General features: G+C 49.2%; 9 protein-coding genes and 1 tRNA gene. 6 read left to right on the forward strand and 4 right to left on the reverse strand.

Translation table 11 applies throughout. The annotated features are described in order from the left end of the window. Nucleotides 1-136 precede the first annotated feature (136 nt). From AC2215_RS04510 to AC2215_RS04520, 3 genes are all read right to left on the reverse strand, one after another. On the reverse strand, nt 137-1,603 hold the full coding sequence (locus tag AC2215_RS04510; protein WP_486808765.1) for a carotenoid oxygenase family protein: 1,467 nt from the start codon (nt 1,601-1,603) through the stop codon (nt 137-139). Nucleotides 1,604-3,114: 1,511 nt separating this feature from the next. After that, nucleotides 3,115-4,290: a sugar phosphate nucleotidyltransferase gene (locus AC2215_RS04515; RefSeq protein ID WP_486808766.1), complete on the reverse strand. Its 1,176-nt coding sequence runs from the start codon at nt 4,288-4,290 to the stop codon at nt 3,115-3,117. Between the two features lie 333 nt (nt 4,291-4,623). Next, the gene (locus AC2215_RS04520; protein WP_486808767.1) at nt 4,624-5,421 is read right to left on the reverse strand and encodes a segregation/condensation protein A; all 798 of its coding nucleotides are present in this window, start codon (nt 5,419-5,421) and stop codon (nt 4,624-4,626) included. A gap of 848 nt (nt 5,422-6,269) precedes the next feature. Between AC2215_RS04520 and AC2215_RS04525 the strand changes: the two genes are divergently transcribed. Together AC2215_RS04525 and AC2215_RS04530 are read left to right on the forward strand one after the other, a co-directional pair. After that, entirely contained in the window at nt 6,270-7,238 is a 969-nt protein-coding gene (locus tag AC2215_RS04525; protein ID WP_486808768.1) for a diguanylate cyclase domain-containing protein, read from the forward strand. A 74-nt stretch (nt 7,239-7,312) separates the two neighbouring features. Then, the gene (locus AC2215_RS04530) at nt 7,313-7,543 is read left to right on the forward strand and encodes a hypothetical protein (protein WP_486808769.1); all 231 of its coding nucleotides are present in this window, start codon (nt 7,313-7,315) and stop codon (nt 7,541-7,543) included. Between the two features lie 348 nt (nt 7,544-7,891). Here AC2215_RS04530 and AC2215_RS04535 read toward each other — a convergent pair whose 3' ends face one another. Beyond that, nucleotides 7,892-8,134: a ferredoxin-thioredoxin reductase variable chain gene (locus AC2215_RS04535; RefSeq protein ID WP_486808770.1), complete on the reverse strand. Its 243-nt coding sequence runs from the start codon at nt 8,132-8,134 to the stop codon at nt 7,892-7,894. 189 nt (nt 8,135-8,323) lie between these two features. Here AC2215_RS04535 and AC2215_RS04540 point away from each other — a divergent pair. The 4 genes from AC2215_RS04540 (at nt 8,324) to AC2215_RS04555 (ending at nt 12,944) form a co-directional block, all read left to right on the forward strand. Then, nucleotides 8,324-8,397, forward strand: a tRNA-Asp gene (locus AC2215_RS04540). 76 nt (nt 8,398-8,473) lie between these two features. Further along, on the forward strand, nt 8,474-9,937 hold the full coding sequence (gltX, locus tag AC2215_RS04545) for a glutamate--tRNA ligase (protein ID WP_486808771.1): 1,464 nt from the start codon (nt 8,474-8,476) through the stop codon (nt 9,935-9,937). Nucleotides 9,938-10,529: 592 nt separating this feature from the next. Then, nucleotides 10,530-10,799, forward strand: coding sequence for a hypothetical protein (locus tag AC2215_RS04550; protein WP_486808772.1), 270 nt, complete (start codon nt 10,530-10,532; stop codon nt 10,797-10,799). A gap of 1,419 nt (nt 10,800-12,218) precedes the next feature. Further along, on the forward strand, nt 12,219-12,944 hold the full coding sequence (locus tag AC2215_RS04555) for a DUF928 domain-containing protein (protein WP_486808773.1): 726 nt from the start codon (nt 12,219-12,221) through the stop codon (nt 12,942-12,944). Nucleotides 12,945-13,010 lie beyond the last annotated feature (66 nt).

Here is a 13,010-nt window from a genome sequence, read left to right on the forward strand (position 1 = left end):
GTTAAAAACAAGCGATAAGTTAGTGCCCGCACGAACGTATCCGCGTTCGCCTTTCCCAGCATCTCATTATTCGATCGCTCTATTTTTGCCTACGATCGCCTCACTCCAAATCGTCAGTGTTTAACCCAACTCGCGCCTAAGCCGGTTTCCAAGTACCGTGATAACCGATGGGGATAATTCCCGGTAGAGCAAGTTTGCAAACCGGTTCGCCATCGAGTTTTTCGGCATCGTAGATCCAAACTTCGCTTTGGTTGCGATCGCCATCAAACACTACTGTCAGAATCCAACCGCGATCGGGATTTTCGGCATCCGGTGCGTAAATGGGTTCCGTGGGATAGTGGTTGGGACCCATCTGGGCGATCGTCGCCTCCCCAGTTCGATAGTCGAATCGAGAAATCGTCCCCCACAGGTCTCGGGAAATATCGGTTCCCGGTCGGAAGGTGGAAAGGTAGGTATATCGAGAATATTGCCCCACTTCGCGAGGGGAAACCACCGGAAATTCTCCACCCAAAGGCAAAACCTCTTCCATTTCCAGAACGTTGGCCGACTTCGGATCGATTCGGAACTGCCACAGGGTTCCCGGTGCGCCTGTTTTAATATCGAGCAGACCCACTTCTTTGAGATAGTCGTTGGTTTTGAAATCTTCGTAACGCACCATATCTCCAACGATCGAGCCATCGGTATCCACGTAGCCGTTACCGAAATGCCACAAGTACCACGGATCGGTTTCGCCACGACTGACCACTTCTAAGGTTTCGCGATCGAGAATTAAAATCTGCGTCCCCCATTCCGGCTGCCAAGACAGAGAATCGCTAAAACTTTTACGATAGGTAACCACGGGAATGGGATTGAGGCGTACGGGACAAACGAAGAATACCAGATAAGCCCCAGCAATAATGAAGTCGTGAACGATGGGCAAACATCCCAGGTCGATGGTCGTTTGCCTTTCGATGCGTCCCGTCGGGTTGCTGCGGTAAACATTCAGAGTGGCACTCATGCCATAGGTGATCCCGAAATTGTAAATTTCCCCTGTGCGCGAGTCTCGCTTGTAATGAGCGGCATAGGGTTGATGTTCTTGGAGAACGCCGAGGGTGTCTTGTCCTCGGGTTTCGAGGGTTTCGGGATCGAGGACGTAGGGATGTCCTTGGTCCCATAATGCCAGGAGGCGATCGGACAGTGCCAAAGCCGAGACACTTGCTGGATTCTTCAGAAGCTGGCGCACGGGTTTGAGCATCGACAGCAGCTTGGGTTTAGGGGATACCATGCCGTAACTGCCGCAGGTGAGGGTTCGGGCGCGTTCGTCAGCCAAGTAGCTTTGAGTTTGGACGAAGCGATAAACACCAGTTGCCCCATTCTCTTGGAAATGTACGCCCAAAATTGCCCCATCTCCGTCAAACCAATGCCCGACGCGACGTCCCCCTCGTTCTAGACGAGCAGGCCCGTTGCGATAGAGAGAACCTCGCAAACCGGAAGGAATTTGACCGGAGACGGCTTTGAGGGGGGTAGGCGCAAATTCAATGCCGGTATGATTGACTGCTTTTTTCCAAGCTTGATAGGGTGCGGGATCTGAATGATATCGAAGTACGGGATCGATTGCCTGCATAGATCTGTTTGTGTCTGGGAAATGTTGCAATGGGTGTGGCTAGGTACGGACGCCCCAAGAACAAGAAATCCTTGGATGTTGCACTTCAAGCTGTGCTATCGCAATTTACATGGCAGCAAATTACATTCCAAGGAGCGTTTTTGAAAATTGATAATGTTCGAGAGAGTGATACGATCGCCGCTGATTTAATAAGCTTGGGAACCACCACTCTGTTGAGTTAGGCATACACTAAAAAATGCACTTAAAACATGCACTTATCCGGAAAAAGTTTAAGCATCTGTAACGAAACTGCCATATTAGTTTTTGTATTATAGCGTCACTTCCGAAGCCTCACGGTGACTTTAATTTCGAGGGTTAAATTCTTATTGGGGTTATTGCGGAGTTCTTTATCCCCATTTCGATCGAGTCTCGTATAAATACGCAGTTGTTGTTTAAGTTTAATATTATATCGATCGATAATTTGTGGGTAGCATTACGAGCTCAACTCTATTTAGGAAGCAAGTTCTGTCGTATTTTTGATATCTCAATCGATCTGCAAGCAGTTTAAAAACTAATATTTTTTGTAAAAATTTCCGATCGATCGATTTTTTTGTATCAGTATAATCACTTATTTTTTAAAAATTCGATCGAAAATTCAGTATAATCACTTATTTTTTAAAGGAATATACTCATCCGATTATTCAATTACGCCGCAGCCAGTTGGTCGAAACTTCTGATGGCAACCGGGGGTACGCTCTTTTAGATGTGACAATCGAAAACACCCAACGATTGCAATAGAGCGCGTTGGATATTTTCGCCTACATTATTCATGAGGTTCGACAAAAATAGCTCAAAGCCTTGCCGGTACCAAGCAAGCTGGCAATTGACCTGAAAAACCGTCTGTTGGCTTGAGGTTCGCTCGCGATCGGGTTCGAGCGCGTTTGGTAAACGATCCAGACTAACGCGGTGTGCGCTCTTTTTGCACTCGCGATATGGTGAGCGAGTAGACTTATCCCCCTTTTCCCCTTCCCCCTCCCCCCCCGTGCGAGAGGATTTTGGAGAATTAAGTTGCACATGGCGTGACTAGTAATTCGCCAAAGCAAAAATGACTGGTGAAGACTAACGCACCAGACACGGAGAAACGGGGAGGCGGAGAATCTTAGCGCCGGGCAAAGTTAGCTTGGCGGATTACTCGGTAAGTAATGCCGACATCAAGAAAAGTTGAAAGATTGATTCCCAGACCTGAAAACTCAGCCGGAACTGAGTCACACTTCTCGGAACAAACTTAGGGATCTGCGGGAAAATAATATACCAATCGTAGGGGTCAACGGCCGTTAACCCTTACAGTAAGTCGTTCGCAAGCTGGTCTCTTATTTTTTGGCAAGTCCCTTAAGTTAGTTTGAGGGCAAGGTACTATCCTCATCAGAAGAGGGGAACTTGCTCCCACACTCGATCTCCCATGCCCCAAACCCATTTCAAGAGAGTCCATCGATGGACGCTGTGCTCTTTTCCTAACCCCCAGACCACTCAATTCAAACCCGAGAGTTTTCTTCGGCCCCCAACAAATCTTGGATGGCTTGATGTTCCGTGGGAGGTTCCATCGGCAAAGATTGACGCGCGTCAGTAATCAACCAATCGAGAGCTGCTGCTTGTACGTCAATGGTATTGCCCGTTTTATCCACGCAGTAGCGCCCGAAAACCAGCTTATCGACTAAGCGCACCCCTGGTCCGAGACGAGAATACTCGAAAATCACACTGTTATCCACTGTGGCGTTACCGCAAATACAGCAGTTGGGACCGATCATTGCCGGACCGATAATTTTCGCGCCGTCTTCAATGCGAGTCATCGCACCAATATACACGGGACCTTGGATATCCACTTTGTCCCAGTTCACCGCCACGTTCAGACCCGCGTAGACGTTGGGGGCCACTTCTTTGCCGGGAACAGCCACGTTTTTCACCTGACCCAGAAGGACGCTGCGAATGGCTCGCCAGTAGTCCGGGACGCGACCGATGTCCACCCATTGGAAGTCCATGGTCAAACCGTAGAACGGAGCGCCCATTTCCACCAGCTGGGGGAAGAGATCGCCACCGATATCGTATTCACGACCGGAGGGAACGTATTTGAGCACCTCCGGCTCGAAGATATAAATACCCGTGTTGATACTCGTACTGAGGGCTTCTTCAACCGAGGGTTTCTCTTGGAAAGCCTTGATGCGATCCTCCTCATCGGTGACGACGACCCCGTAGCTGGGAACCTCCTCCTTGGGGACCGATTTCATAATCACCGTAGCGATCGAACCTTTTTCCTTGTGCCACTTCACCGCCGCCGAGAGATCTAAGTCGATGAGTGCATCTCCGCACAACACGACAAAAGTATCGTCAAAAAAGGGTGAAAAGTCCTGAATTCTCTTCATTCCGCCAGCGGAACCGAGCGCTTCTCCAATCAACTCACCATCGGAAATTCGACCTTCAAAGGAATATCCGATCTGAACGCCAAATCGCTGACCGTCACGGAAGTAATTTTCGATCTCGTCTGCCAAGTGACTGACATTGACCATAATTCGATCGAATCCATGCTGGCGCAGCAATTCCACCAAAAATTCCATCACCGGCTTTTGCAAGATGGGAATCATCGGTTTGGGAATTGTGTATGTAATCGGGCGGACGCGGGTTCCTTTCCCTGCCGCCAAAATCATGGCTTTCATACGCTTTACCTATTCAACCCTCGGCACGCTTTGATTTGGGAAACAGTCTTCCCAATGTTAATCTAGCTTACATTTGCTAGTTCTAACGAGCGCGATCGAACTCTATTTATTTAACGATCGACACGAGCTTCTGTCTAGGGTGTGTCGATCCCAACCGCACAAGTGGGTATGGCATGACGCAAGCACGCAAAGTCATGAGTGAGAGTCTGCATGGGAGGCTCCCAGAAGCCTTATGAGAAGGAGGTTTTCCCTCCAGACGGGATTCTCCATTATCGATCTCGATCTCCCTCAATCCAACACGGACCCCCCTCGATTCCCCCGTTTCTAAAGTTTTCATGAAGTGCCGTTGGCATCGAGGGTCAGGCGAATTTTGAGATCTTGGTAAAATTCTTCTTGTTCGAGTTCTACTTTAGATTGGGAGGAGAGCAGTAGCAACGCCCAAAAAAGCGCGACTCGATCGCTGTTTTCCGAGGCGTGAGGGGATGGCGGGGCGGTCGGAGTCCACACGACAAGCAGTTCTTCAAAAGGCAGCCACTCGCGGTTATCGTAGATCTCCGATTGCCGATCGCGCAAAAATTGTTCCAACTCCGTCGCGGTTTCCGTTAAGTTTTCCTGGTGGGCGAGTTGGGTAATATCGCGAGCGGCTTTTGATTTCGCCTGCCGCAGCGCGCGACGGGAGCGAGAACGACGTACGGGTTCGGCGAGGGTTTGAGCCATCAGTTGCAGCTGAGCGATCATCTCCTGGAGCGTGACCCGGCGTTTTCGGGGGGGAGGGGCCACCGCACGACGATGTAACTGTTCTTCGAGCTTGAGGGGCAAGGTGGCGATCGCGTCTCGGGCTTCCTCAAACCATTCCTCGGCATTTTCTAGATCCGCGTCTTCGCTTTCAGACGTCGATTGCAGCAGACTATCGGCTTTGAGCAGTACCAGCATAGAGGCATAGAGAAAAGCTTGTCCCGATCTCGATAAATCTGCATAGTAGGGACTCGTACCCTTTTCCGGTACGGGATTGAGTTCGCTCAGATAGCGATCGACCACTTCAATGACTTTCACATTCCAGGGATCGATTTCTCCGCGTTCGGCGAGGTCGATCAGCACGGAAATCGCATCTTGAGCCAGAGAAAGGGTCATATCAAGTTCGGGTGCGAATTGGGTTTGAGTTTAGGAACACCATCAGCTCAGAGAGCTTTGAGGGTCGGGGAAGTTCCAGGAAGCCCAGGCAGAGAACGAAACATTTAAAATTCTCATCTCTAGTTTTTTCTGGATCTTCCTGGTTTTCTCGGTCTATGTGTCCCTGACCTTCAGAGTTTTCCTCAAGTTACCTTAAACCGACCCCTTTGAAAAACTCATTCTTTACTGATTTTTGGAAGTAAAACTGTAAACTGCTTTTAGAAGTCAAGATCGATATCGATCGCTGAGTTCGTATGGTGTTCGAGAGTGTCCCAAGAGTACCTAAAAATTTCTTGACAATCGACCGAGTGCGACTTTGACCGGAGTGTGTGGGGTTCGACGTGTCAGATCCGATCGGCACGTCACGAGGAGATCGCACCCTTGTGTATCTCTGATGTATTTCTGATGCAGACGGCGCGTCACTGGCGCGGTGCTCCCAGATTTGCTAACTTTGCAACATGGATTTTCCCAGCGTTGTTTCCCCTCCCCAGCACGAGCGCGGAGGTTGGACAGAGAAGACCTTTGACAACAACGCTCGCCAATCGAGTCGAGTCCAAGCGATATTTCCCAGTTTTTCCCGGACTGGGGGGATCGATCGGCTTCAGTTTTAAGGGGTTGTCCATTACGGAAGTACACCCAACCCACTCAGACACGAGACTCTCACAGGAGACTCTCTTGCGGAGGTCGCTCTCTATTTTTCTATATCATCCGTTCTGGTTATTTCACTTGTCGAACAGGGGTAATCTGCAAGATTGCCCCAATAGCGATAACACTCTAGCCACTGAGTTTCCCACTTAACTTTTATTCCTATGAGTTCCGATCGCGCATCAACACATAAAGCAGATATCTTGGTCGTTGACGCCAATCCCGACAACCAATATTTGCTCTCCGTTCTACTCATCGGTCAAGGATATCAAGTCAGAAAGGCTGCCGATTCTGCCAGTGCGTTTGCGGCCATGAAAACGAAGCTTCCCGACTCGATCGTCTTAAATGTCGCCCTGCCGGGAACCAATGGTTATGAAGTGTGTCAAATCCTCAAAACCTCTCCAGAAACCCGCGCAATTCCCGTAATTTTATCCCTCGACTCAACCGTTGACTTAGATAAAAGTAAGATTTTTGAAGTGGGAGGAAATGACTACCTGGTCGCACCTTACGAGGCGAAAGAAGCGATTGCTCGGGTCAAGACCCAACTCGAACTCGTCCAACTGCGACTCCAAGTCGCCGAGCAACAAGCGACGATCGCCCAAGCGAACCAGCAACTGCAACATCTGACCCAATTAGATGGCTTGACTCAAGTGGCCAATCGCCGCCAATTCGACAAACACCTTACCCAAGAGTGGCGACGGCTCAAACGCGATCGACAACCACTGTCGTTAATTTTGTGCGATATCGATTATTTCAAAGAGTACAACGATACTTACGGCCATCAGGCTGGCGATCGGTGCTTGCAACAAGTGGCCGAGGCGATTCGTGCCACAGCTAAGCGTCCGGCTGACTTTATCGCCCGTTACGGTCCGAAAAAGTTTGCCGCTATCTTACCGAACACCAGTCTCGAAGGCGCAGTACAAGTGGCCGAACTCATTCGATTGCAGGTGAAGCGCTTAAAAGTTGTCCACCACCAACCCGGCATTAGCGAATACATTACCATCAGTTCGGGAATCGGCACGCACGTTCCCGCGTCAGATCTGTCCCCCGGGGTTCTGATTGCCACAGCCGAAGAAGCATTGGTAGAAGCCAAGGAACAAGGTCGCGATCGCTGCTGCGTTTCTCTAGAGTGACCCGAGATCGGCTCTGAGCGTTCGTCATTCGCCACACCTGCTGTTTAGAATGAGAGAAATTCAACCTTCGCATTATGTTTGAAGAATTTCGACCCAATCTCCCCATGGGCGAGGGCGCCGTCCAAGAATGGCTCGCGAGCTATCGCACAAGCCAGGATTTCTATCGGGAAGTGGAATATCGCCAAAGCTTCGAGCGTTACTGTCAGTGGTACTACGCGACGGCAAAAATGCACCAAGAGGAAATGAAGAGAATGGAAGGAGAACTCAATATTTTGAGCTGGTTTCAACGCCAATCCCGCTCTTAGCGATCGCCATGACCACCGATCTCCATCAGCATTCAGTCCGAACTGTCGATCGGCTTGTTCGAGTGAGATGGGGGTTTTTCGGTTTTCGGTGTCTCGGCAAAATTCCGCGACCCGAACGGCTGCAGCAATATTCCGATTGATTCTTGAGGGAAGATGGGGAGGCGGGGGTGGGAAAGACAAGGAGGACGACAGATCGGGGAAAACAAATCTCTTCCCCATTGCGATCTCCATCGGGGATGGTTGGAAGAACCACTTATGTCAGCTCCGAGTCATTGACCGGAATCGGAAAATTCCCAATTCTACGGAGTGCTTTCTTCCCGGATTGCCCCAGCTCTGGCTTATCGATCTCTATTCGTCCGCAACGATTTCGAGTTCTTCGCCTTTGAAATGAACGGTCAATTTTTTCTTGGTCAGAGTGAACTGAACGACAATTGGTAAGGTGGGACTGATGGGTCGCCCCTTCCAGTCTTCCATAATCGTGCGGATCGTTCCTTCGGTTCCTTTGATATCGAAAGGCTGGTTGCGATGTTCGGGATGATGGTAAATCACAACAGATTCGATAACGCGAACGCGATCGCCAACTTTCATCATACAAACTCAACGTGTTTTTTCATCATCATTGATTTTAGGTCGATTTGTCGGCAAACTCGTCGTTGCCCAAGAAGTTGAGAGGCGATCGGGGACCTGGATTTGAGGTGAGTTTGAAAGATTTTTCAGAATTTTCCCAAAATAATTTGACAAATGGATCCAGAGTAGGCACAATAGTTATTACACCTGCAAGGGACTGTAGTTCAATTGGTTAGAGCACCGCCCTGTCACGGCGGAAGTTGCGGGTTCGAGCCCCGTCAGTCCCGTTCAAAAATTTTAGCTTTTGGTCTCAGCGAAGCTCTACAATCTAGAGTGTCGTTATTAGAGCGGAGAAAATTAGTCGTGTCTGTTCGCGTTCGTCTGGCCCCGAGTCCTACTGGAAATCTGCATATCGGTACGGCTCGTACTGCCGTATTTAACTGGCTGTTCGCTCGCCATCAAGGGGGAACATTCATTCTGCGGGTGGAGGATACCGATCGAGAGCGCTCTCGGGAAGAATATACCCAAAATATTCTCGATGGTTTGCAGTGGTTGGGTTTAAATTGGGATGAAGGTCCGATTTTCCAAAGCGATCGCACCCACCTATACCAACAAGCGATTCAAACTTTACTCGATAAGGGATTGGCTTATCGTTGCTATGCCACTCCCGAAGAACTCCAAACCCTGCGCGAGTCCCAAAGAGCGGCTAAGCTCGCTCCCCGCTACGATAACCGCCATCGAAACTTGACTCCCGAACAACAACAGGAATTTGAGGCGGAGGGACGCACGGCGGTGATTCGTTTCAAAATTGACGACGATCGCACGATTACCTGGCATGATTTAGTGCGGGGCAACCTATCCTGGAAAGGCAGCGATTTAGGTGGTGATATGGTGGTGGCGCGGGCTGCCGTCCCCGGAGAAGTGGGACAGCCGCTCTATAATCTGGCGGTTGTGGTCGATGATATCGATATGGCAATCACCCACGTCATTCGCGGGGAAGACCACATTGCCAATACCGCCAAGCAGATTTTGCTCTACGAGGCGATGGAGGCAGCCGTACCGAAATTTGCCCACACGCCGTTGATTCTCAATCCTAAAGGGCAGAAACTCTCGAAGCGGGATGGGGCGACTTCGGTGTCGGAGTTCCAGAAGATGGGGTATACTCCCGAGGCGATGGCGAACTACATGGCGTTGTTGGGCTGGTCGCCGCCGGATAGTCAGGAGCGGTTTACCCTGGCTGAAGCGGCCGAGAAATTTGGCTTCGATCGCGTCAATAAAGCCGGGGCGAAGTTTGATTGGGATAAACTCAATTGGCTTAACGGTCAGCTCTTGCACGAAACGCCCGCAGACGAGTTGATGGCGGCATTGATTCCCTACTGGCAAGCGGGGGGTTACGAGTTCGATCCCGAAGGCGATCTGCCGTGGCTGAAGGCACTCACTCAAACCATCGGTCCGAGTCTGACGGTACTGCCAGACGCCGTGGAGATGAGTCGGGCATTGATGGTGGAATCGGTGGAGTTTACCGAAGATGCAACCCAGCAAGTGCGCCAAGAAGGGGTCGTGCCTCTACTCCAAGCAGTATGGGAAAAAATCGATGCGGATGCTCCCCTCACTGAAGATGCCGCCAAAGAGATCGTCAAACAGGTGACGAAGGCGCAAGGGGTCAAGAAGGGGTTGGTCATGAAATCCCTGCGGGCTGGATTGACCGGAGCGCTCAAAGGTCCCGATTTAATCCAATCTTGGCTGATTCTGCATCAACGGGGCTGGGATCGGGCACGGTTGGAGAAGGCTTGTGAGGTGGGTCAGACCTCGAGTGGCGAAGAATAGAGGTTGCTGCGATCGGGATCGGGTTGTCTTCCCGTGCCAACACCATTTCTGAGTTGACCTGGGGGCTGGTATACTGGGTGAAATTTTAAAAAAGAAAAAATTTTCACTCACTCCCCCAAGTCATCCATCGCGCAAGTCGTACCGAATCAAAACTAGAGACAATAAGGCTCTTGGAGAACGATCTAGAATGCTCTTGTGATATCGATCGCCAAAATAATTCCGAGAGATCGCGGACTGGTAGCGATGTCGATCGCTCCTACCTCAGTATAAATACGCGATAATAGAAGAATAGAGTTAAAAGCTACGTTGCAGTGCTAACCCCAAGTTCTATCGCTGACCGATATCATTCCTAAAATTCTCCGAGCTGCTTTCGCTTGATTTTCCTTCAATGATTCTCCCTGAAAATTGCGGGTTTTCGGCGGATAGCAACCCTTCTTCGTCTTAGATCGATCGTTCTCGAATGCAAATTATCGGCGCTGCACTAAACACATTTTCTGTTTGGCGTTCGGGAAATCTAAATCGATCGACTTCCTGTAAGTGGGTTTGGAATTGGTGGCGAGATCGTTCAACGTCGCATTTGAGTGCAAGGGTTATGTCAGATCGAACCGAGCGAATTTCCCACCTTTCGATGCTACTTCGCGCCTTCATTTTCACGATCCTGGTGGCGCTGATGTCCGGTCGGATCGAAGCCAAAAGCGCCATCAACGTTTCTGGACTTCGTACCATTTTGACTGAGTCTCGTTTGCGCCTCGCCCAAATGGATTGCCAGGAAAATACCTGCAACTTCAGCGATCGTTTACTTCGTGGCAGTCACGGTCCCTCAGTCTCGACGGAGAGAACGCGACGGGGAATCGTGAAGTAATAGAGTTGGTGAGTTGTCAGTCAACCTGGCCAGCACAGTGGTCTTTTGACAACTTTGGGATCTGCGGGAAAATAATATACCAATCGTAGGGGTCAACGACCGTTAACCCTACAGCAAGTCGTTGGCAAGCTGGTCTCTTATTTTTTGGCAAGTCCCTTTGGATCTCGAAAGGGACCCAAAGCCTTGCTGGAATTAGGATTTATAGCAGTTCGCGCCGGTCTCATTGCAAATTTTCCGTCATGGGAAATAGGGAACGGGCAATGGAACATACCGATTTCTTCGATTTGTATCAATAAACAAGCGCTAAGCGCTATGGATCCACCCCCTCCCTTCAAAATGGGTTTAAACCCTTATAATTTCAGGCTTCTATGATTGGGACTCGAATCCTTGCGATCGCCGTTCGCGCCCTTTTCATTTTAATGAATGCGACCATGACCACTCGAAGTGTACCGAGTTTTGCCGAATTGTCGCTCTCTCCAGTATTTCGTCCGATATCGCTACTTTCAGTAAGGGCGCGGGTAGTCTAAGGCTTCTGAGTTTTGTCAGTCAATCAGGTTCAAAGACTCTGAAAATCTATTTAGACGATACTTTTACTGTCTAATCATTCCTACCACCCTGCACTAGGATATTTCATTAACTCAAATCAAAAACAGGCTTAAGCTTCTTGTCCCGATCGAGATGACGACGCCAAGAATCTAACACTCTCAAAGTGGGGTGGAGTATGACCCCACTCATATCGTCTCCGATTGACTTGCGTTATGCTGGGGTGAGGAGCAAAAAATATCATTGCTAGCAGTAAGATAACTCTCAAGACATATAGTTATCTTGGAACTATCTTCTATATTTGGATTGCGAGCAACACAATTTCGATTTTCAGCATTTTCTCAGTTTACTACCTTAAAATTCTGCTAGGATATGAGTCGCCACGTGATTCTATCTCTCAATCTGCATGCATTAAAGATTAAAAAAGTTTGTTCGGCGCTAGACTTTACATAATCTTTAAGTAAAAAATAAAGTATTGCAGGTATCTTTACGAAAAAAGTAGATAGAATTGGTAATATTACTGAGGTGATTGGGTATTTTAGAGTGTAAGTCGACTGAGAAGTTCTGTTAAAGTCAAAATTAGTTTTTCTATCAAAACACAAACAGCATTTCTTACGTCGATCGATAAGATTCATGAAGCAAAAGCTCTGAATCTTTTATTCAAGTTCAAAAACTTGAAGTGAAATATTTCTCGAAGGATCGAACGGGCTAGCATTGGAATAACAGAACCGTTACTGAGATTTGTTTCTCGAACGGAATATCGACCTAAGGTTAGAAGTTTCATTCTTTGAAGAAGACAGCAACCGCAAGTGAAAAAATGTTCGAACGCATAACCGCAGTTCTTCTGTTGTTGTTTACTTGTGAGGTTATCCGATCGTGAATTGCAAAACAGTTCCCTTGACTCTCTCGTTATCCTTGGCATTGTTATGCGGCTTTTCCTATGGTGCAAAAGCCGTTGAAAGATTAGATGAGATTGCCTCTGCGGGCATCCAATTTGACTCTCCCGGAGAAGATGCACCGTACCGCACGACTGGAGGTGCCGGTCGGGGCACAGGTGCGTGCTTGTCGAGCAGCGAAGGCTTGATGGCCATTACACCCAACGCGCAAATTGGCTTGACCACTGCCGGACACCCAACGCTGTTGGTTTACGTCCCCTCATCTTCGGGTCAAAATCTAGAACTAATTGTCGCCCGAGAAGATGGTACGGAAATGGTTCGCAAGAATTTACCTTTACCGAACGCTCCGGGGATCGTCGGCTTCACTCTCACCGATGCAGATATGCCGCCGCTGACCGTTGGCAAACCCTATCAATGGTACGTGAGCTTGATTTGCGACGATCTCGATCGCTCGGCCAACCCAGTTGTAGAAGGATGGGTCAAGCGAGTCGATCTCGATCCGTACTTAAGTCAAAAGTTGGCTGGGGAATCTCCGGCGGCTTATCCCGCCTTGTATGCGGAAGCGGGGATTTGGCAAGAGACGATCGTTACGTTGTTCGAGCAACGCCTCGCTCAACCCCATAACATTGAGTTGAAGCAAACTTGGGAAGACCTTCTTCAATCTGTGGGTTTAGGTGGCATTTCCGATGCGGCTTTAGGTCGATAGAACGATCCTCAATTGCGCGTAATCGGCATACAATTTTGCCTCGAAAAGAGAGCCTGAAAGGAGATC

Source organism: Zarconia sp., assembly GCF_057467645.1.